This window comes from Vibrio sp. GLN_1, from assembly GCF_043106015.1.
Classification (GTDB): domain Bacteria; phylum Pseudomonadota; class Gammaproteobacteria; order Enterobacterales; family Vibrionaceae; genus Vibrio; species Vibrio parahaemolyticus.
On sequence record NZ_JBICMD010000017.1, the window covers coordinates 144330 to 166802 of the forward strand.

Sequence of the window (22473 nt, forward strand, 5' to 3'; positions counted from 1 at the left end):
GATTTTTGTTTCTATTCGTTTTATTCGCTTTCGCTCGATTCTTCAGTGCTGCTCGACTCACCAAGCTCAACGTCAATTCGCGTCACTCTCTGTAAGCCTCTTGGCAGCAGACTACCTCTGCGACCACGCTCACCACGGAAGTTCTCAAGATCAGCAGGTTTCAAACCTAGCTTGCGCTTACCAGCGTACAAGGTTAAAGAAGCACCTTGCGGCAACGCGATTAAGTGGGACAACACTTCTTCACGCTCTTTCGCTTTAGCTGCTGGGATATTGATGATTTTGTTACCTTTACCTTTCGCTAATTGCGGCAAGTCTTTAATTGGGAACAACAACATACGCCCTTGGTTGGTAATCGCGAGAATCTCATCTGAATCCAGATCGCCGACTTCTTTTGGCGTCATCACTTCAGAATTTGCAGGCAACGTAACCAACGCTTTACCGCTACGGTTCTTCGATAGCAAATCAGCGCCTTTACACACAAAGCCGTAACCAGCATCGGAGCCCACCAGCCATAGCTGATCTTCTTCGCTCATGATCACCTGACGAATACTGCTACCCGCCGTGATATTCAAGCGACCAGTAATCGGCTCACCTTGACTACGTGCTGATGGCAACGAGTGCGACTCAAGCGAGTAACTTCGACCATCACTGCCAAGGAAGACCGCCGGCTGACTGCTCTTACCGCGCGCATGCGCCAAGTATTTATCGCCAGACTTGTAGTTCAAACTTTCCGCATCGACATCGTGTCCTTTCGCATGACGAACCCAACCTTTTTCAGACAGAACAACGGTAATTGGTTCACTTGGAACTAGGTCACGCTCAGTCAGTGCTTTTGCTTCAGCACGTTCAACTAAAGGAGAACGACGGTCATCGCCGTATTTCTCTGCGTCGGCTTTAATTTCTTTCTTAAGCAGTGTGTTCAGACGACGCTCAGAACCAAGCAGCTGCTCTAGCTTCTCACGCTCTTTCTCGAGTTCGTCTTGTTCACCACGGATCTTCATCTCTTCTAGCTTCGCTAGATGACGAAGTTTGGTATCCAGAATCGCATCGGCTTGAATATCGGTAATACCAAAGCGTTCCATCAACACCGCTTTTGGATCGTCTTCGGTACGAATGATCTCAATCACTTCATCTAGGTTGAGGTAAGCAACTAACAAACCTTCTAAGATGTGTAGACGAGCCATCACCTTGTCTAAACGGTATTGTAAACGACGACGCACGGTACTGCGGCGGAACTCAATCCACTCAGATAGGATCTGTACGAGACCTTTCACTTGAGGACGGTTATCCAAGCCAATCATGTTCAAGTTAACACGGTAGCTACGCTCTAGATCAGTAGATGCAAACAAGTGGTTCATCAGCAAATCGCAATCAACGCGATTCGAACGTGGCACGATTACGATGCGAGTTGGGTTCTCATGATCCGATTCGTCACGAAGATCTTCTACCATTGGTAGCTTCTTCGCACGCATTTGGTTTGCGATCTGCTCAAGCAGCTTCGAGCCAGACACTTGATGTGGAATCGACGTGATGACGATGTCTGACCCTTCTTTATGCCATACTGCACGCATCTTGATGCTGCCACGGCCGTTGCGATAGATCTTTTCAATTTCCGCTTGAGGCGAAATAATCTCCGCTTCTGTCGGATAATCTGGACCTTTCACAAACTGCATAACTTCAGGCAATTCTGCTTTCGGATTGTCGATCAGATGGATAGTTGCGTCAGCCACTTCACGAACGTTGTGAGGTGGGATATCTGTCGCCATACCAACCGCGATACCAGTTACGCCATTCAACAAGATATGAGGTAGACGTGCTGGCAACATTTGAGGCTCTTTCATCGTGCCATCAAAGTTTGGTTGCCATTCCACAGTGCCCTGACCTAACTCACCCAGCAATACTTCTGCAAACTTCGACAGTTTCGCTTCGGTATAACGCATTGCCGCGAAAGATTTCGGGTCATCCGGAGCACCCCAGTTTCCCTGACCATCAACCAGTGGGTAACGGTAAGAGAATGGTTGCGCCATTAATACCATCGCTTCGTAACATGCAGAGTCACCGTGCGGGTGGTATTTACCTAACACGTCACCAACGGTACGTGCAGACTTTTTGTATTTTGCTGATGCCGAAAGACCAAGCTCCGACATCGCGTAAATGATGCGTCGTTGAACCGGTTTTAAACCATCGCCAATGTATGGCAATGCACGGTCCATGATTACGTACATCGAGTAGTTCAGATAAGCGTCTTCAGTGAACTTGCGCATTGGCAACTGTTCAACGCCATCGTAGGTAATTTCTGTAGACATCCGTTAAACCTCTGCCAAATCGCCGTTGTTTTGTAGCCAAGAACGACGGTCATCTGCGCGTTTTTTACCTAGCAGCATGTCCATCATTTCCATAGTGGCTTCAGAGTCGTCGATCGTAAGTTGAACCAAACGACGCGTGTTCGGATCCATTGTGGTCTCGCGTAGCTGAATTGGGTTCATCTCACCCAGACCTTTGAATCGTTGTACGTTGATTTTGGCTTTCTTCTTCGACAAACGTTCTAGAATGCCATCTTTTTCATCGTCATCGAGGGCGTAGAAGACTTCTTTACCACAGTCGATTCGATACAGAGGCGGCATTGCTACATAGATATGACCCGCTTCAACGAGCGCGCGGAAGTGACGAGTAAACAAAGCACACAATAGCGTTGCGATGTGAAGACCGTCCGAGTCCGCATCGGCAAGGATACAAATTTTACCGTAGCGTAGGCTGTCAAGGTTGTCGCTGTCTGGGTCGATACCCAACGCAACCGAGATGTCATGCACTTCTTGAGACGCCAGAACTTGATCGGCAGAGACTTCCCATGTGTTTAGGATCTTACCACGCAGTGGCATTACCGCTTGGAATTCACGATCTCGGGCTTGCTTCGCGCTGCCACCCGCCGAGTCACCCTCCACGAAGAAGATTTCGGTGCGATTTAAGTCTTGTACGGAACAGTCTGTTAGCTTACCTGGCAAGGCAGGACCCGATGCTACTTTTTTACGTACGACTTTCTTGCTTGCGCGCATACGACGGTGCGCGTTAGCAATACACACTTCCGCTAGTTGCTCTGCAAGTTGAGGCTTTTCGTTTAGCCACAGACTGAATGCATCTTTTACCACACCAGAGACAAACGCAGCAGTTTGACGAGAAGAAAGACGCTCTTTAGTCTGACCAGCAAACTGTGGATCTTGGATCTTAACCGACAACACGTACGAACAACGGTCGAAAACATCATCGCCCGTTAGCTTCACACCACGTGGTAGCAAGTTGCGGAATTCACAGAACTCACGCATCGCATCCAACAAACCTTGGCGAAGACCATTTACGTGTGTACCACCCTGAGCTGTTGGGATAAGGTTCACGTAACTTTCGGTGATCATCTCGCCGCCTTCTGGCTGCCAGATTACTGCCCAGTTTGCTGCTTCTGTGTCTGCAGAGAACTCCCCTGTAAACGGTTCTTCTGGTAGTACTGGGTAACCTTTTACGCCTTCGGCTAGATAGTCTTTCAAACCATCTTCGTAGTACCACTGGTAGTCTTTGTTGTTTACTTTATCGGTAAACGTAATTTCTAGACCTGGGCAAAGTACCGCTTTCGCTCGTAGGTTGTTCACCAAACGAGTTACAGAGAAGTTAGCTGAATCGAAATACTTCGCATCCGGCCAAAAGTGCACGCTAGTACCGCGATTGCGGCGACCACATGTGCCCGTTACAGTAAGGTCTGATACTTTGTCACCGTGCTCAAAAGCAATTTCGTACACTTGACCATCACGACGTACCGTCACTTCAACTCGCTTAGACAGCGCGTTTACTACTGAGATACCTACACCGTGCAAACCACCTGAAAACTGGTAGTTTTTGTTGGAGAATTTACCACCCGCATGGAGCTTACATAAGATCAGCTCAACACCAGATACTTTCTCTTCAGGGTGGATATCAACAGGCATGCCTCGACCATCATCGATCACTTCTAGTGATTGGTCAGCATGTAGGATGACTTGTACTTTTGAGGCATGTCCGGCTAGCGCTTCATCGACACTGTTATCGATAACTTCTTGGCCCAAGTGGTTTGGGCGCGCTGTATCCGTATACATCCCTGGTCGGCGACGTACTGGCTCAAGGCCATTCAGTACTTCAATGGCACCAGCATTATATTGTTCAGTCATAATACGGAATTGTTCTCAAAGTTTACTTGTTACCCAAGTCTTACCTATCGGCAAGCACATACTCAGGAAACGAAAAAGCTACCCTGTCAGCATCGTTAAGTGTTTATAAATCTGATGCATAACAACGTAGCCAGGGTCGATGACCCTTAAGATCTTTAGGCAAAACATAGTCGGAAAGCATACCGCCTATGTCAAGAAACAGTTGGATATATCAATAAAAACTATGAGCCTATTCCAATCGTCTCATTAGTATTACAGTTCAAGGAATTCGATAATCTTAGCAGGATAACGCTCAAAGCCTACAAAACTGTGATCACCGCCTTGTTCTACCGTTTGCTTAGCTTTTGCAAACTTATCTACCGCTTGGCGATAGTCTAAAACCTCGTCTTCGGTTTGCTGTAACAACCAGAAAGAGTTAGGCGACGCGATGCTTTGTACATCAAGAGCTTTTAACTCGTCAATATGACAAGCTTCAAGTGTATAGGTTTCATGCGTGTATGGGTTGGTTTGCTCCCCCAAATAATCAACAAGCAACTCATAAGGTTTAACTGCAGGGTTCACGACAACCGCTTTAAAACCGTACTTCGCGTTTAACCACGTCGACATGTAACCACCAAGCGAGCTACCCACTAAGCCAATGTTGTAATCGTCTTTGTATTGCTCAACAATATCCAACAACAATTGAGCGGCTTGTTCAGGAAAGCAAGGCAATTGTGGGACGATGACTTTGATGTCCGGACGATGCTGCGCGCAATATTCTCTCATTAAATTGGCTTTCATTGAGAGCGGTGAGCTGTTGAAACCGTGGATGTACAATAGAAGTGAAGGTTTACTCATAGAAGTCTCGCATGAAAAAGCGAGCCCGAACTTAGAGCTCGGGCATCATTAATATCCGTTGGAAGAGAAATCTGGCTGGAATTGGCCTTCTGGTAAACGGTCGACATGGGTTGTGATGTCGCCGTTGGTGTGCAGTTCTAGCTCACGCCAACCTGGGGATGTGGTATCAAGCGCGAAATCATCGGAATTCGGCTTAAACTGGACACACGTTGATGGTGTTGCCATCACTCGAATACCTTTGTGTATTACGTTCATGTCTTGATGAACATGCCCACACAAAATGCCTTTTACATTGTCGAATCGATCCACAACTTGCCAAAACGCTTCTGCGTCTTTCAACGTATGCTGATCAAGCCAAGCGCTCCCCACCAGCAAAGGATGGTGATGCAATAAAACCAGTGTATGACGCTCAGGAAATTCCGTTAATTTCTCTTCCAAAAGAGTCAACTGCTGATCGCTTAAACGCCCATGAGGCACGCCTACTACTTGAGAATCAAGCAAAATCAATTGCCACTTTTCACCCAGCAACACATGTTCTGCCGCTTGAATTTGTGGTGAAGGTAACACACTGCCCATATTGGGTTTGTAATCGTGATTTCCCGGCAGCCAATAACAATCCTTTTGCAGCGGCGCAATGCCATCAGCAAATCGTTGATAAGACTCGGCGCTATGATCCTGTGAAATATCGCCAGTCGCTAAAATGTAATCAAACCCCACTTTGCGGCGCAAAACTTCGTTAACCACAGCAGAAAAGCTGTCGGCTGTTTTTACGCTCAGCAAACTTCCCTCGTCTGCAGCGAACAGATGAGTATCCGTGATTTGTAAAAGTTTGATGCTGTCATTCGATGATTGCAAAATGAAAACCTGATTCGTTCACTCTATAGTTTCTTGTTATTTTCCTTGAATGACGTGACGATCAATTGAAGGCAAGCGGCGTTCTACTAATGCCACTTCGTAAACAAAACGTCAGCCATTCACCAAGGAACGTATTAAGTTGATGCTTTTCATCTCTCTGCATCAACTGGTCATTGGGATAATCATATTTAGCTTTAATGCGTGAGAACTCTCCGCTTGAGCATACTTCAGCCACTCTCGCATCGTGATAAAGCCTGACAGACATCGTCGGCAAAGGAAACACTGGCGTTTCATCACTCTGACATATCTCAACAACTGTGGTGTATTTTGTGATTTCATTCACGGTCAGTTGGTAAACCATGTTCGCCGCTTGATAGCAACGTACATCCCCAACCTCAGCAGAGACAGGTAGTAAGGCATTTAACTTAGCGTAATTGGTCTCATAGGTTCTCATCAGACCCGCTAAATCAACATGATATCGCTGTTTTTCAGCCACCTGCGCCATTACTTACTCTCCACTATTTGGGGGTATCCCCATTGTGACCTCAACTCTTGATGGTTTAATTGCAACCATTGCAACGCAATAATAGAAGCACCATTCTCAAATATTCCGTCTTTCACCCATTGGTACGCTTGTTCACGACTTAGCACATGAACTCGAATGTCTTCATCTTCATAGTCTAAACCATGAATGCCGTGCGCTTTAGAAGCATCAACTTCACCAACAAACACATCCAGTTTTTCAGAGCATCCACCGGAAGAAGGATAATAAGACGTGACTGATGCCACTCGCCCTACGGTAATGCCTGCTTCCTCTTCGGCTTCACGGCGAATCACCTCTTCTGCGGATTCATCGCGATCGATCATACCGGCGACAATTTCTAGCTGCCAAGGGTGTTCATGTTCCAATGCGCCAATGCGGATCTGCTCAATGATAACCACTTGATCCGTTTTAGGATCGTAGGGCAGCATTGCTGCGGCATGGCCACGCTCGAACATTTCTCGTTCAATCACGTCGCTCCAACCACCAGCGAATAGCTTATGCTTAAAACGGTACTTCACCATTTTAAAGAAGCCTTCAAACACAGATTCTTTCGAGATGATTTCTACGTCTCGTAAAGTAAACTCATCTTGTCGTTTGTCACACTGTTGCATTCAACACCTCTCTGAGTGAATCTTGTAGTTTACTCATTGTTAATCACTTGCTCAAAGGACTTGGCTCAACTTTTTGTACAATAGTTATAATTTATTTTAAGTCTGAGTCAAAAATTTATTGCACAGATGGATAATTACGTGTAAAAAAGTGCAAACTTTAGAGTAAATATCGTTCAAATTGAGTTAAACTACTGAGAATTAACCAATCTATTGACCGCGGGAATAGAAAATGAAAAAATTGCTTCCACTATTTATCAGTGCAGCGCTAGGTGGCATAAGTTCTTCTGCATGGGCAGATTCTTTAGCTGAAATCTACGACTTAGCAAAGCAAAATGATCCACAATTGCTCAGTGTAGCAGCACAGCGTGACCGAGCTTTTGAAGCAATCACCTCTAGCCGTAGTGCTCTATTACCACAAATCAACCTAACAGCGGGTTACAACCTGACTCGTGGCGATACAGAATACGATTCAAATCTTATTAGTGACGTGTCAAACGACTCAAATGCCCTAACTGCTGGCGTTAACTTCTCGCAAGAACTTTACAACCGCGCATCTTGGATCACATTAGATACTGCTGAAAAAAGCGCTCGCCAAGCAGATGCTACTTACGCAGCAGCACAACAAGGTTTGATCCTTCGCGTATCTCAAGCGTACTTCGAAGTATTGCGCGCTCAAGACAATCTAGTCTTCGTTCGTGCAGAGAAAGCAGCCGTTGGTCGCCAACTAGAGCAAACAAAACAACGCTTCGAAGTTGGTTTGTCGGCAATCACTGACGTTCACGATGCTCAAGCTCAGTACGATGCAGTACTAGCGGATGAAGTGTTGGCAGAAAATGACCTGATCAACAGCTACGAATCGCTACGTGAAATCACAGGTCAAGAACACAAAAACTTAAACGTTCTTGATACTAACCGTTTCTCTGCAACACGTACGAACAGCCCTGCTGAAACGTTGATCGATGAAGCGAAAACGAAGAACCTTAGCCTATTGTCAGCTCGTATTTCACAAGACATCGCGCGCGACAACATCTCGCTAGCTAGCTCTGGTCACCTACCAACACTGTCTCTAGACGGTGGTTACAACTACGGTGATACTTCAAACAGTGCTCGTGATAACACGACGGATAACTTCAATATTGGCGTTAACCTAGCAGTGCCACTTTACACTGGTGGCAACGTGACATCACAAACCAAACAAGCTGAGTTTGCGTACGTTGCAGCAAGCGAAGATCTTGAAGCTCAGTACCGTAGCGTAGTGAAAGATGTTCGTGCACAAAACAACAACATCAACGCTTCTATTGGTGCGTTAAAAGCGTATGAGCAATCGGTAGTTTCAGCGAGATCTGCGCTAGAAGCGACAGAAGCTGGTTTTGATGTAGGTACTCGTACTATCGTTGATGTTCTAGACGCAACTCGTCGCCTATACGATGCGAACAAAAACCTTTCAGACGCTCGTTACAACTACATCCTGAGTGTTCTTCAGCTTCGCCAAGCGGTTGGTACACTAAGCGAACAAGACATCTTGGATGTGGATGCAGGTTTGAAACCAGCGAAATAACGTTCAGTTATACAATGAAATTAAAACGCCAGTTGATTCTTCAACTGGCGTTTTTTGTTGTCTATCATTCGATGCAAATTATCTAACATTGTGCGCCTAGCGATTATCTCGCAAATGCATTGCTATACCAGAACGTAACGTAACGTAGAACAACAAGCATAGAAAAACAAAAAGGCCGCTTTGCAGCGACCTTCCAGATAGTGTTCTTCAAAGCAGTAAGGCTTAGCCTTTGCCGCCTTTAATTGCATTGATGATTTCGCTGGTTGAGCAACCATCTTCAAAGTTCAAAACACGAACTTCACCACCTGCCGCAATCACTTCTTTACCACCGGCAATCTCTTCTGGTTTGTAGTCACCGCCTTTAACTAACATGCTTGGCAGCACTTCAGAGATCAGACGCTGTGGCGTATCTTCACTAAACGGTACAACCCAGTCAACTGCACCTAAACCTGCCAATACTGCCATACGGCGATCGGTTGGGTTTACTGGACGACCCGGACCTTTCAAACGCTTTACAGACTCATCGGTATTTACTGCGACAATTAGGCGATCACCTAGCTCAGCAGCATGATTAAGGTAAGACACATGACCAGCGTGAAGAATATCAAAACAGCCATTGGTCATGACGACTTTCTCGCCACGAGCACGTGCTTTTTTCACCGCTTCGATCAGTGCTTTTTCTGAGATGACACCAAAGTCGGTATCTTGACTGCCATGAACCGCTTCTGCCAATTCAATTTCAGACAGCGTCGACGTACCCAGTTTACCCACGACAACGCCAGCAGCTGCGTTAGCAAGTGCACACGCTTCTTCGAAGGATTTACCTGCCGCAACCGACGCGGCAAGTACAGAAATCACCGTGTCGCCAGCACCTGTTACGTCGTAGACTTCTTTCGCTTGCGTTGGTAGATGGAATGGCTCTTGGCCACGACGAATCAACGTCATACCGTGCTCACTACGTGTTACCAATAGCGCTTCAAAATCAAACTCTTCAACAAGTGCCAGAGCTTTCTCTACCAGCTCTTGATCCGATTTCACTTTACCGACCACATCTTCAAACTCTTTCATGTTTGGTGTCAGTAGAGTTGCACCGCGGTAACGTTCAAAGTCCGCACCTTTTGGATCGATGAAAACAGGAATATTCGCTGCTCGAGCTTTCTGAATGTACGCTTGAACGTGCTCTAGAGAGCCTTTTGCGTAGTCAGACATGATCACCGCTTTCACGTTTGGTAGCGCTGCATCCATACGAGACAGAACCGGGGTCGCGTCGGTGTTCTCAAACTTATCTTCGAAGTCAAGACGGATAAGTTGCTGGCCACGGCTCATAACGCGTAATTTAGTAATGGTTGGATAATCAGGCAACGCAACAAAATCACACTTCACGTTCAATGCGCTGAGTGTTTCCGTTAGCACTTTTGCTGGCTCATCTTCACCAGTCAGACCAACAATGTGAGCATGACCACCTAGTGACGCGATGTTCATCGCAACGTTCGCAGCACCACCCGGACGCTCTTCATTGTTTTCTACTTTTACAACAGGAACTGGCGCTTCTGGCGAGATACGTCCAGTTGGGCCATACCAGTAACGGTCTAGCATGACATCACCGATGATGAGCACACCAGCGCTGTTGTAATCAGGTAGAATTGGTTTCATTATTGGTCTCCAAAAATTAAATCGTGGTGAGTTTAGCACAGCCTTTTTCTAGGCTGAACCTTGAGCACTACTTCTACTTAGGCGAACCACTGGTTCCATGCTTGCTTCACCCATTCTCTTTCTGCAACAAACTTATCTTCAACCACATCTGCATCCAAATTAAGTAGGTTTCTGTGATGTATTTCGTTACGCATCGTCGTGTACGCGCGTATCAGTTGCATCGCTTGGTCTTCTTCCATGACACCTTGAGCAATTAGCGTTTCATATATTCGGACATTGTCACACCAACGCGTAAGCTTAGGTTTCTCGTGACTATAGTTAAGCACCAAATATTGAGCCAGAAATTCGATATCGGTAATACCACCGACGTCTTGCTTGATCATGAAGCGACCAGATTTCTTACCGCCTAAATGATCGCGCATTTTTTCGCGCATCTCGACGACTTCTTTTTTCAACGTTTGCTCATCACGCGGTTTACACAACACATCATGACGGGTGTTATGGAAAGCAATCGCCAATGGTTCATCACCATAAATCATGCGAGCGCGCACTAAAGCTTGATGCTCCCAAGTCCACGCATCTTGATGTTGATAATCATCAAACGCATCGGTTGGACTCACCAACAGGCCGGACGCCCCAGAAGGACGTAAGCGAGTATCCACTTCGTATAGAATGCCTGATGCGGTGCGGGTTGAGAAAATATGGATGATGCGCTGTGCTAAACGAAGGTAGAACTGACGACCGTCAATTTCCTTCTTACCATCGGTGTATACATTAACTGGGCAGTCGTGCATAAAGACGATATCTAAGTCTGAGTTATAGCCCAACTCCCATCCACCGACTTTACCATAACCGATCACGGCAAAGCCTTTGCCTTCACGATCTTTCACGTGTGTTGGCTCGCCGTATTTTTCAGACACTTGAAGCCACGCTTGGCTGACCACCGCTTCAACAATGGCTTCTGCTAGATAAGTTAAGTGATCACTTACTTTCATGACTGGCAGCACGCCAGCGATATCCGCCGCCGCGATACGCAAAATACAAATTTGCTTAAACTGACGCAGCGCTTCCATTTGCTGCTCCATATCATCTTCGGGAATACGGGCAAGGAAATCGCGCAATTCAGTGCGATAGCTATCGAGTGGAATTGGGTTGTACAGTTGTTGAGGATCTATCAACTCATCCAGAAGGATTGGATAACGAGACAACTGTTCGGAAATCATTGGACTTGCGGTACACAAGCGCACTAACTGCACCAATGCGGCAGGGTGTTCATCCAACAATTCCAAGTACGTCGTGCGCGTGCAAATATTGTGTAGTAAATGCAACACTCGCGGTAAACCAAATTGAGCATCTGGGTGGGCAAACACCGCATCAAACACTTTTGGCATCAAGCGGTTTAAGACCTCTCGCCCACGGGGGCCGAGCGTTTTCTTGGCCAAGTCGGCTTTAAAGTTGATGATAGCTTTAGAGAATATGGCGGGCTCTTCAACTTGAATGTCCTGCTCTAAAATCAGCTCTAGCACATCTTGTTTATTGGCCATATCCCATAATTCATGGAAATGACGAGCAATCGTGCTGCCCTCATCTTCTTCGTCGTCACCAATCAAGGTTTCAAATACTTGATGCACTTTGTTCATGTGCTGCTGAGTTTGTTCGATGAGCAGCTCCCACGACTCTAGCTGCATCGCAGTTGCCAGTTTTAAACGCTCAATGTCGCAATCGGGCAGCGTTTGAGTCTGCTTGTCTGCCATTGCTTGCAGTAGATTTTCTAGCTGGCGTAAATATTTATATGCCGCTTCCAGATTGCTGACTTCTTGCGGGGTTAACAGTGCAAGTTCCTCAATACCATTTAAGGTTTCGAGCAAGCCACGATTGCGCAAAGATGGCTCTCGCCCGCCACGAATCAGTTGGAAAACTTGCGCGATAAACTCAATTTCTCGAATACCACCAGCGCCCAGCTTGATGTTTTTGGTTAAACCGCGACGTCGCACTTCACTGCTGATCATTGATTTCATGCGGCGCAATGACTGAATCGCACTAAAGTCGATATAACGACGGAACACAAACGGACGCAACATTTTGCGTAGCTCTTGATATTGCGGATACATTTCGCATCCCATCACGCGCGCTTTGATCATCGCGTAACGTTCCCAGTCCCGTCCTTGCTCTTGGTAGTAATCTTCCAACGCGGCATAGCTCATTACCAACGGGCCGCTTTCTCCAAACGGACGCAACCGCATGTCGACGCGATAACAAAAACCATCAAACGTCTGTTGATCGAGTGCTTTGATGATCCGCTGACCAAGACGAGTAAAGAACTGCGCGTTAGCAATACTGCGGCGGGCACCTTGGGTTTCGCCGTTTTCAGGGTAAGTAAAAATCAGGTCGATATCGGAAGAGAAATTCAGTTCACCGCCGCCTAGCTTACCCATCCCAATGATCAACATCGGTTGAGCTTCACCCTCTGCATTTGTTGGCGTTCCCCATTCTGCGCAGCAAATTTTGTATTGCCATTGGTATGTCTCAAAGATCATCGCCTCTGCCAATTGGGACAAATGACGTAATGACTCTTCAAGTGTCCAAGCATGTAAGAAGTCTTTCCACGCGATGTAGACCATTTCTCGATTTCGGAACTGACGCAGAACGCGATGACCAGACATTTCATCTGGGCATTCTGCCAATAAAGCGGCCAGACGGGTGCGATAAGCTTGGTGTCGGCTAAGCTCACTTAACATCGTTGGTAACTGCTGCGCGAGAGCCTCGTCACGGTGAATGGTTTCCGTAATAAATTGGCTCAACGCCGAGACGTAATGAAACTGCTCTACGACCTCATTTGGCCATGATTGAAGGTAACCCGCTTCTTGGGCATTTTGAACGGCAGATTCGGCGACAGAGACCAGTGACGAAGGCAGCTGCATGTTTCTTCCTTGTGTGAAAAGCACGGTGATTCATTCTTTATACCAGACTTAAAGCAAATAAAAACGCCCACAAAAGGTTTGTGGGCGTTTTATCAAATCCAATTCGCTTTATACGCTAAATGACTTAATCTTCTTATCTAGCTCTTCGGCGTTACTTTGCATCATTTCAGAGGTTTCCAGTAACTCTGTGACCACCACGACCGATGCTTCAACCAGCTCACGAACGTTCGTCAAGTTCTGGCTCATTTCTTCCGCTACACTGCTTTGTTGTCCTGAAGCGGTGGCTATTTGGAAGTTCATGTCGTTGATTTGTGTTACTTGAGCAACGATGCCATCAAGCTCACTACCCGCGTTAGAAACCAGTTCCACGCCTTCAGCAGCTTCGACAACACTTTTCTCCATCAAATCAACCGCAGAAGTCGCGCTGGCCTGTAGCTGAGTGATCATTTCTTGAATTTCCACCGTCGCTTGTTGCGTGCGCTGCGCAAGGTTACGAACTTCGTCCGCCACCACAGCAAAACCACGCCCTGCTTCACCAGCACGCGCCGCTTCAATCGCCGCATTCAAAGCAAGCAAGTTGGTTTGCTCAGAAATGCCTTGAATCGTACCCACTACGCTACCAATCGACTCAACACGCTCTTCAACTTGGTTTACGGCTTGTGCAGAAGAAGCAATATCTGAAGATAGTTCGCTCATCTTCGCCACTGTACTTTGCAAGAACTGTTGACCCGTTACGGCTTGCGTGGAAGCCTGTTCCGTCAAAGAAGAAGCCGTTTGAGCATGATCGGCCACCGTTTGTACGGTCGATGACATCTCACTCATGGCCGTCGCCAGTTGGTCAATCTCGTTGAATTCTTCTTGCGCCGACTCTTTAGTTTCTGACATGCTCAGCGTCATCACTTCCGTCAGTGTCGCTAGCTCGTCGGATGCGTTGATTTGCATTTGAATCACATCATGCAGTTGGCGACGCGTTTTCTCTAGCTCTCGTGCCACATCTCCGTATTCATCTTTACAGTCCATACCAAACGGTACCGACAAGTTTTTGCTCGCCATTAATTTGATGGCTTCATTGAGATACTGAGTTTGGCGCAGCATTACGCGTGCGGCGGCCAATAGTAAAGCCACAAAAACGACGATAAGTAGCGCGGTCTGCCACACTACTTGAGTCAAATACGCTTCGTAATGTTGTTGAGCAACTTGCGCATTTTGAGTGGCTGCTAAAAGTGAATCGTAAAATGTGTTTGCGTCCCAAAGTTGTTTTGCCACGATCAGAACGGTACTGAATACCATCAACATGACCATTTTCGGTACAAGTCGAATGTCGGATATGACCCTTTCCCATGGCTTGAATGCCAGCTTTTCCATTGTCAGTTCTCCACTGAGTCTTATATAGTTTTTACATCTCTTATAGTTATGTTTGCGCTTGGGTTCTATCACGCGATTTATTTCGAGCTTCGTATGAAAAATAATGATATCAAAGACAGCACTCGACCGATGGGCCTGTTGTCACTAATCTTGTCCTTTATGGCGTTATTTGTGATCTCTGGCCTGTTGTTTTTTCCAATTGATAACGAAACCCGTCAAGTTCTTATCGGTCTGGATTTTATAATCTGTAGTATTTTTCTATTGCAGCTCACCATTGATTTGATCCGCTCCACAGATCGACGTTCATTTATTAAGCTGCATTGGATAGATTTTGTGGCCAGCATCCCAATGATCGAGCCATTACGCTTTGCTCGCATCTTTCATATTTTGCGCGTGGTGTTGGTGCTGCGCTCTTCAAAGTTCATTCTGCATCAGCTCAAAGAAAACCGCCGAGAAACCACCGTCGCGTCCATATTGCTGTTGATGGTGATCCTCATAACGCTCGGTTCCACCGCCATGCTGTTTATCGAAGCCAAAAACCCAGCTGCGAACATCCGTACTGGAGCTGATGCTTTGTGGTGGGTCTTTGTGACCATCTCCACTGTGGGCTACGGCGATCATTATCCAGTGACCTCTGGAGGAAAGTTTTTAGCCGTCATCATCATCGTTTGTGGAGTGGGGATCTTCGGTATGATCTCTGGTGTGATTACGTCGATTTTAACCGCTCCGACTAAACAGCAAGATCACCGTTCTAAGAACAAAGAGCGGATGTTAGAACAGCTATTAGAACAGCAAGAACAAATCCTTGAGCGACTAACTCTTATCGAAGAGGAAATGCAGCAACGCAAAATTCAGACAAAAAAATAGGACCTATCGGTCCTATTTCTCTTTAAATTAATGAAGATAACGCAGCTTTACACTCGCTTATCTTATTTTTCACGCCAGTACGGCTGAGTCTCTACGCTGATTGCTCTTGTTTGATCCATTGCATGAAGAATCGAACGCTCTTGGCGGTGCAGCCAACGCTCTAGCTGTTCTTTCTCTTCATTTTCCAGCATATCGACCAAAGGCAATAGATGGTTCAGCATCAACAGATCATCAATGCCATGCACTAAGTCAGCCCAAGGAAGGCGGAAGCTATTACGCTCGTCGAAGTTGTACAAGCTCGCAAAACCAATTCCAGTGTAAAGGTTACGCAGCAGACGGTAACGCTGATCCACATACTCTTGCGCAGACAAATCACGCTCTGCAGGGAAAGCTTCCATCAGCTCTGCCCAAGTGCGATCCAATTGCGTCACAGAAAACGGCATGATGTTGCTTGCCATCTTCTCGCGCGCTTTCTCATCCAAGAATGGCTGCCAGCCACGCGCTAAGATCCAGCGGCTAAGATCCAGCAGTAATCCTGTGTAACGCGCCGAACTCAACAATGTCAGCATCTCTTCACGACTTGGCAACTCTTCCAACTGTTGAGTCAACTCAGAGACAAGGAACTTACGCGCGTCAAGTTTGCGCAATACGTTACCTTTATCATCAAGCAACTCTTCAAGGTGAGCATGTTCATCAAGCCAAACGAGCTCTTCTTCTAACCACTTCAATTCTTGACGTAAGATAGCGCTCGCACGACGAGGCACTACGCCACCAAAAATGGTCAATGTTTGGCGAATAAAACGAATGGCGTTACTGATTTCACGCAGCGCTTCCACACTGTCGCGCTCTGAGTAAATTTGTTCGTGGTAATGCCAATGCGATAAAGCATGTTCAAGTGAATTGATTAAGCAGTATTCAACGGTGTCTGTTTTGTTACTGTCCACTAAAGAAAGCGGCTTCACTTCGTCGCCAGTGTAACCAGTCGCTAAACGGTAGCCTTTTGCGGCTTTGCTCAAGTTACCCAGACGCATCCCACCTTGTTCGCAGAAACTGCGCGCCAAAGTAAATAATGCATCGGTCTGGCCAGATTTGAGTTCAAGTTCGACTTCACAAATCGGTTCTTGTCTCTCTTCTCCGTCTTCCCCTTGCGCGACAACCATGCCTTGGTCAAACGCGACCTCTACTTGGCTGCCATCTGGCATACCAATCAGCCACTGCTCACGCGTGAAGTTGGTCGAAAAAAGCGGAACTAACTCGGATTGTAGAGTCGCGACATCTTTGCCTGACGGCCAGATATCGGAAGGATGAAGCGAAAGATCCGGTTCATTATTTGTGTGCTCAGCATTGTATTCTGGTCTTTGATGTAAGCCTGCGACAACGCGTCCTGCGGTTTTTACGGTTTGGACGAAAACGTCATCAAAACGGCGAATTCTTAAACCAATGTCGTGCTGTCTTAGCCAATTGTCGGCTGTATCAAAATAGGTGTTACCCAAGTCACGACAACTATGCTGAAGTACTTTTGTTTCAGAAATTTTTGCTCGTAAAGTTTCTGAAAATTCAGGAGAAACAAAAAACTTCAGTTCTATCTCGGTTTCCATAGCTATACCTTTCAAAGCAGATAGAAACAGGATATTGCCTAATTTCTCGCACGGCAAGAAAGAAATATCACCCGAATGATGATCTAAAACAGTTTTAATGAGCCATTTAATGCGTTAACATGCGCGCCTTTATAGCCATCGTTCAACATTTCGCCAAGAACTAAGAAATGGTGTATGTTTTTTTAAGGTTATAGTTATTAGGTTGAATGACCATGCCAGTAAATACAATTATGGGGTTATTTGCAAAGTCCCCAATTAAGCCTTTGCAACGCCACGTTGTGTGTGTCAACGAATGTTGTTCACACCTGGTGAAGTTCTTTGAAGTTTCTTCAAAGGGTGACTGGGAAAAAGCATCTGAGATCCGTGCACAAATTTCTCATCTAGAGAAAGAAGCGGACGTGCTAAAACGTGAAATCCGTCTAAAACTGCCTCGCGGTTTGTTTATGCCAGTCGATCGTACTGACATGCTTGAGCTTCTGACTCAACAGGACAAACTTGCTAACCTGGCAAAAGACATTGCTGGCCGTGTATATGGTCGACAACTTGTCATTCCTGAGGCTCTCCAACCAAACTTCCTCGCTTACGTTCAACGTTGTCTTGATGCTGCTAACCAAGCGCAAAAAGTAATCAATGAACTTGATGAACTGCTAGAAACCGGCTTCAAAGGCCGCGAAGTGACGCTCGTCGCTGAAATGATTCATCAGTTGGACGTTATTGAAGATGATACCGATGCCATGCAGATTGAACTGCGCCAACAACTGATGGCGATTGAATCTGAAATGAACCCTATCGATGTCATGTTCTTGTACAAGATTCTTGAATGGGTAGGTGGTATTGCCGACCAAGCGCAGCGCGTAGGTGCTCGTTTGGAAGTGATGCTATCTCGATCTTAAAACATAAGTTAACGACATAACGAAGAGCATAATGAACACGTGTCAGATGGACGATGACTATTTTCACCGTCTTATGGTTTGGCGCGCGTAAAATTTTGCTCCGCTTGTTATAAAACAACTAGGTATTACGATGGATATCCTTGCGAACTACGGCACTGTCCTGATTATTGTTGCAGCGATTTTTGGTTTCATGATGGCGATTGGTATTGGCGCGAACGACGTTGCTAATGCGATGGGTACATCAGTAGGTTCAAAAGCGCTAACCGTAAAACAAGCTATCATCATTGCGATGATCTTCGAATTTGCGGGTGCATACCTTGCAGGCGGTGAAGTAACCGACACTATCCGTAAAGGTGTTATCGAAACATCTCTCTTTGCTAGCCAACCAGACATTCTTGTCTTCGGTATGATGTCAGCACTTCTTGCTGCTGGTACATGGCTGCTGCTTGCTTCTTACATGGGCTGGCCTGTATCAACGACTCACTCTATCATCGGTGCAATCATCGGTTTTGCATGTGTGTCTGTAGGTACTGAAGCGGTTGACTGGAGCAGCGTTCAAGGGATTGTCGGTAGCTGGATCATTACTCCGGTTATCTCAGGCTTCTTTGCTTACGTCATTTTCGTCAGCGCACAGCGTCTGATTTTTGATACTGAGAATCCACTATTCAACGCAAAACGTTTCGTTCCTGTTTACATGTTCATCACGACAATGGTGATTGCACTTGTAACCATCAAAAAAGGTCTGAAGCACGTTGGTCTTCACCTGACTAACGGCGAAGCGTGGATGTGGGCAGTAGCGGTATCTGCACTTGTTATGGCTGGCGGCTACTTCTACATTCAGAAAAAATTCGCTAACCGTGAAGAAGACCGCAGCTTTGCTGGCGTAGAAGGTATCTTCAGCGTTCTAATGGTAATCACAGCTTGTGCGATGGCATTTGCTCACGGCTCAAACGACGTAGCAAACGCGATTGGCCCTCTTTCTGCAGTAGTATCGACTGTTGAACATATGGGTGAGGTTACAGCGAAAAGCACTATCGCATGGTGGATTCTTCCATTGGGCGGTATCGGTATTGTTGTCGGTCTTGCAACAATGGGCCACAAAGTAATGGCAACCGTTGGTACAGGCATCACTGAACTAACACCAAGCCGTGGTTTTGCTGCTCAGCTTGCAACTGCATGTACGGTTGTATTGGCATCAGGTACAGGTCTGCCAATCTCTACCACTCAAACACTGGTTGGTGCGGTTCTAGGTGTAGGTTTTGCACGTGGTATCGCTGCGCTAAACCTAGGTGTAGTACGTAACATCGTGGCTTCATGGATTGTTACGCTACCAGCAGGTGCACTATTGGCTGTCGTATTCTTCTACGGCATTCAAGCGATGTTCTCTTAATACATCCGTCAATAGAATGTAAGCGCTTTGTCATTATTGACTCAAACGCACAGAAAGGGAGGCTTTGCCTCCCTTCTTTGTTGCACCGAACTTTGAAACTGCATACTATTCGTCTATTTCCGGCTCCAATCATTCGGTGCCAACGCTGTATCCAAGAAAATCGTTAAGGGATTTACTGTGAAAAAACTAATCATCACGGTTTTGTTTACTTTGCTAGCAGCACCAGCGGCACTAGCAGCAAACCGTTATATTTCTGATGACCTATTCACTTTCATGCACTCAGGTCCAAACAACACTTACCGTATCATTGGCAGCATTAACGCTGGCTCTAAAGTTCAGCTTTTACAAGCCAACAAAGATACAGGCTACACGCAAGTTCGTGATGACCGCGGCCGCACTGGTTGGGTACAAAGCAAGTTTGTGACAAATCAAGAAAGCATGGCAATTCGCCTTCCTCGTATTGAGAAAGAGCTGTCAGAAGTGAAAGAACAGCTAGCAAATGCTCGTCAAACTTCTGATACCGAGAAAGCGGGTCTAGTAACATCACTAGAAACTCGTAACCAACAAATTACAGATCTAGAGAAAAAATACTCTGAGATCAGCGACCAGCTCACTTCTGTTGAAACAGAAAACCGTGAACTTCGCGCCAAGCTGGATACGCAAAAAGATGACATGCTGCTTAAGTACTTCACTTACGGTGGCGGTGTAGCCGGCCTTGGTCTTTTATTTGGTTTGATTCTTCCTCATATCATTCCACGCAGAAAGAAATCACCTGCAGGTTGGGCATAACTGCCCCGCAAACTACCGGTTTGCACATAGCGGATACGAAAAAGGCCACATTCATGTGGCCTTTTGCTTATCTAATGGTTTCACGCGAGAGTACTAACCATCCCATTCGTAAAGCGCAGGGATTAGGATTTGCTCACCTTGGAATTCGACAATGACAGCCTGCGGCTGAATCTCTTTCAGCGTGACTTGTCCATCCACCACATCCCCTTGGTGATACTCCACGTTATTGATTTTCACCCAACGACGATTGGCATCACTGGCATACATGTGCGTTTGCAAATTAAGGGCCGGAAGACGTCCTTGCCACTGCTGCGCATTGCGCTCCAAGTCATTCACCTGTGACGGCGCAGAAGTCGGCGCATCGTTTTGAGACAGCGCATTTTCCACTTTTTTGGCGAGATCTGGAGACAAGGAAGACAAGTCTAGATCATCCAATGACAAACCTAAGTCGTCACGACGATGCGTAGATGCTGTGCTCGTGACGGGAGTAGCCGTTGTCGGATCTGGAGCCTCACCCTCGTTGGCATACTCGGAGGGTTGCAAGAATGTCCCAATGTCGCGAGATAACTCGGCACTCGGCCATTCTCGTGGCAGTTGAGCAAGATCCGTTGATTCTGGATAATCTAAAACTTCAAATGGTTGTACGACTTCCGCCACCACTACCTCTGGCGTAACCGCTTGAGTCTCTGGCGTAAGCAAATCTAAATGCCACGCAACCGCAATCGCTGACACGCTAATAGGCACAAGAAAGAGTCCAACATGTTTGATGACTGACATTACGCCTCCTCCTTGTTAATGCTTGCTAGTGTTGGCGCATTAGGTTGCACACTTTGTTGTAAGCGTTCTAACGTGCGATGACCCGCAATGCCATCCACACCGATGCCTTGCCAACGTTGGAACAGTTCCACTCGCTCTTTTAACGCACCGTCAAAAATGGACGTTTCCAGTGGTGATTCACTCACCGCTTTGGCAAGCAATTGGTCAAGCACTTCTATCGCCGGCCCTTCCATATCTAAACGCAACGTCTCTTTAAGCGGCGCTTGCCACAATTCAATGATGTTGCCCTGCCACATAGGTTTCAGCCACGAAACAGGCAAACGTAGACGCTGTTTGCCATTGAGCACTTCTACTTGATCGTTGCCAACCGCATACAAAATCACGTAACCAACATCGCCTTGATAATTCAGCTCTAAAATAACCGGTCGATTTTGCTGCATCAGCAAGGGCCACGTTGCCATTTTTCTTTCACAACGCATGGTGGATTGAGGCTCAGACAAGCAAAGATTATCGCGCACTGATGCTCGATATCCCCAAAGGCGGTAAAGATCATTCACGGCAAGATTGGATTGTTTCTGCGCCAACAGCATATCGCGCTGTGCATCAGTTAGCTGCTCAGTTGCCATAAGAGGAGCAGGAGTAGACGAAGACGCAGCAACGGGTACTTCCGACATCGGAGCCTTTGGCTTCATTGGCATGTAATTTATTGCAGCCCAGCCGACACCAACCGCTGCCATTACACCAATAGCAGCCGATCCCCACGCTGGCCATGTAAATGATTGACGAGGTTTATCTTGCTGGTAAATGTCTGCCTGAAACTGCATGACTTCTTCGCAGGCTTGTTGCACCGTCTGTTTATCGACAACGACACTGCCCTGGTGATAACTCATATTCAATGCTTTATCACAAATCAGGTTGATGAGACGCGGAATGCCATGGCTATACTTCGCAATCAACTTACTGGAACTGCGATGAAACAGTTGCTGATCGCCACCAGCCGTGTGCAAACGAAACGCGATGTAATCCGCAGTCTCTTTCTCATCAAGAGGTAACAGATGATAACGGCCAGTGATACGCTGTGCGAGCTGACGCAACTGCGTAGTCTGTAACAAGCGTTGTAACTCTGGCTGCCCTACCAACAGCACTTTAAGCAGCTTTCTGGTATCGGTTTCTAAGTTCGTTAACAAGCGCAGTTGCTCAAGTACATCGGCAGCAAGATGCTGAGCCTCATCAATGACGAGCAACGTCTGCCAACCCACCTTGTGGTTACGCAGCAAATAATGATGTATGACTTGGTTTAGCTGTTTTAACGTCGCATCCTGCGGATAAGAGATTTTAAATTCATCGCAAATCGCTTCTAGCAGATCTCGGCTCGAAAAAGTCGGATTGAGAATCAGCCCCGCTTTGGTGCTTTCATCTAAATTCGCGAGCATGGCTTTGGCCACTGTCGTTTTGCCTGTTCCTACCTCACCGGTCAGCATGGCAAAACCACCGCCGTCGCCCAATCCAGCATTGAGGTGCGTGATCGCTTCTTTATGACGTTGGCTTAAATACAAATAACGTGAGTTTGGAACAATCGAAAACGGCTGTTCAACAAACCCAAAAAAGTCCTTATACATTAGGAT

The 22473-nt window shown here is 46.5% G+C and carries 17 protein-coding genes; 5 read left to right on the forward strand and 12 right to left on the reverse strand.

Annotation, left to right across the window (positions count from 1 at the left end; translation table 11 throughout):
- Positions 1-20: 20 nt before the first annotated feature.
- The 6 genes from parC to nudF all read right to left on the reverse strand — a co-directional run bounded on the left by parC (position 21) and on the right by nudF (position 7037).
- Positions 21-2306, reverse strand: a complete 2286-nt coding sequence (parC, locus tag ACF8OV_RS08955; protein WP_005482017.1) for a DNA topoisomerase IV subunit A — start codon at positions 2304-2306, stop codon at positions 21-23.
- Positions 2307-2309: 3 nt separating this feature from the next.
- On the reverse strand, positions 2310-4190 hold the full coding sequence (gene parE, locus ACF8OV_RS08960) for a DNA topoisomerase IV subunit B (protein ID WP_005457157.1): 1881 nt from the start codon (positions 4188-4190) through the stop codon (positions 2310-2312).
- Between the two features lie 252 nt (positions 4191-4442).
- Positions 4443-5027, reverse strand: coding sequence for an esterase YqiA (yqiA, locus tag ACF8OV_RS08965; RefSeq protein WP_015296221.1), 585 nt, complete (start codon positions 5025-5027; stop codon positions 4443-4445).
- A 48-nt stretch (positions 5028-5075) separates the two neighbouring features.
- A complete protein-coding gene (gene cpdA, locus ACF8OV_RS08970; protein WP_017449192.1) occupies positions 5076-5882 on the reverse strand; it encodes a 3',5'-cyclic-AMP phosphodiesterase in 807 nt (268 codons plus the stop codon).
- A gap of 61 nt (positions 5883-5943) precedes the next feature.
- Positions 5944-6387 carry a DUF1249 family protein gene (locus ACF8OV_RS08975; protein WP_005482022.1) on the reverse strand — a complete coding sequence of 148 codons (444 nt, stop codon included), beginning with the start codon at positions 6385-6387 and terminating at the stop codon, positions 5944-5946.
- Positions 6387-7037: an ADP-ribose diphosphatase gene (nudF, locus tag ACF8OV_RS08980; RefSeq protein ID WP_203504978.1), complete on the reverse strand. Its 651-nt coding sequence runs from the start codon at positions 7035-7037 to the stop codon at positions 6387-6389. The genes ACF8OV_RS08975 and nudF overlap by 1 nt, the downstream gene beginning before the upstream one ends.
- 229 nt (positions 7038-7266) lie before the next feature.
- Between nudF and vpoC the strand changes: the two genes are divergently transcribed.
- Entirely contained in the window at positions 7267-8595 is a 1329-nt protein-coding gene (gene vpoC / locus ACF8OV_RS08985) for an efflux RND transporter outer membrane protein VpoC (RefSeq protein WP_005455451.1), read from the forward strand.
- Between the two features lie 222 nt (positions 8596-8817).
- On the opposite strand, the gene hldE is transcribed toward vpoC, so the two are convergent.
- The 3 genes from hldE to ACF8OV_RS09000 form a co-directional block, all read right to left on the reverse strand.
- The gene (gene hldE / locus ACF8OV_RS08990; protein ID WP_005497052.1) at positions 8818-10248 is read right to left on the reverse strand and encodes a bifunctional D-glycero-beta-D-manno-heptose-7-phosphate kinase/D-glycero-beta-D-manno-heptose 1-phosphate adenylyltransferase HldE; all 1431 of its coding nucleotides are present in this window, start codon (positions 10246-10248) and stop codon (positions 8818-8820) included.
- A gap of 77 nt (positions 10249-10325) precedes the next feature.
- Positions 10326-13169: a bifunctional [glutamate--ammonia ligase]-adenylyl-L-tyrosine phosphorylase/[glutamate--ammonia-ligase] adenylyltransferase gene (gene glnE / locus ACF8OV_RS08995; RefSeq protein ID WP_317675922.1), complete on the reverse strand. Its 2844-nt coding sequence runs from the start codon at positions 13167-13169 to the stop codon at positions 10326-10328.
- 108 nt (positions 13170-13277) lie between these two features.
- Positions 13278-14534, reverse strand: a complete 1257-nt coding sequence (locus ACF8OV_RS09000; RefSeq protein ID WP_005455439.1) for a methyl-accepting chemotaxis protein — start codon at positions 14532-14534, stop codon at positions 13278-13280.
- Between the two features lie 48 nt (positions 14535-14582).
- On the opposite strand from ACF8OV_RS09000, the gene ACF8OV_RS09005 reads away from it, so the two are divergent.
- The gene (locus tag ACF8OV_RS09005) at positions 14583-15401 is read left to right on the forward strand and encodes a potassium channel family protein (protein ID WP_005455438.1); all 819 of its coding nucleotides are present in this window, start codon (positions 14583-14585) and stop codon (positions 15399-15401) included.
- 62 nt (positions 15402-15463) lie between these two features.
- Here ACF8OV_RS09005 and ACF8OV_RS09010 read toward each other — a convergent pair whose 3' ends face one another.
- On the reverse strand, positions 15464-16999 hold the full coding sequence (locus ACF8OV_RS09010; RefSeq protein ID WP_020840070.1) for an inorganic triphosphatase: 1536 nt from the start codon (positions 16997-16999) through the stop codon (positions 15464-15466).
- Between the two features lie 212 nt (positions 17000-17211).
- On the opposite strand from ACF8OV_RS09010, the gene ACF8OV_RS09015 reads away from it, so the two are divergent.
- From ACF8OV_RS09015 to ACF8OV_RS09025, 3 genes are all read left to right on the forward strand, one after another.
- A complete protein-coding gene (locus ACF8OV_RS09015) occupies positions 17212-17892 on the forward strand; it encodes a TIGR00153 family protein (protein WP_005479163.1) in 681 nt (226 codons plus the stop codon).
- 130 nt (positions 17893-18022) lie between these two features.
- Complete coding sequence (locus tag ACF8OV_RS09020) at positions 18023-19282, forward strand: inorganic phosphate transporter (RefSeq protein WP_005479165.1); 1260 nt, start codon at positions 18023-18025, stop codon at positions 19280-19282.
- Between the two features lie 177 nt (positions 19283-19459).
- Positions 19460-20071, forward strand: coding sequence for a TIGR04211 family SH3 domain-containing protein (locus ACF8OV_RS09025; protein ID WP_005455434.1), 612 nt, complete (start codon positions 19460-19462; stop codon positions 20069-20071).
- A gap of 93 nt (positions 20072-20164) precedes the next feature.
- Here ACF8OV_RS09025 and ACF8OV_RS09030 read toward each other — a convergent pair whose 3' ends face one another.
- Both ACF8OV_RS09030 and ACF8OV_RS09035 read right to left on the reverse strand, forming a co-directional pair.
- Complete coding sequence (locus ACF8OV_RS09030; RefSeq protein ID WP_089202865.1) at positions 20165-20848, reverse strand: general secretion pathway protein GspB; 684 nt, start codon at positions 20846-20848, stop codon at positions 20165-20167.
- The gene (locus tag ACF8OV_RS09035; RefSeq protein WP_005479167.1) at positions 20848-22467 is read right to left on the reverse strand and encodes an ExeA family protein; all 1620 of its coding nucleotides are present in this window, start codon (positions 22465-22467) and stop codon (positions 20848-20850) included. The genes ACF8OV_RS09030 and ACF8OV_RS09035 overlap by 1 nt, the downstream gene beginning before the upstream one ends.
- Positions 22468-22473 lie beyond the last annotated feature (6 nt).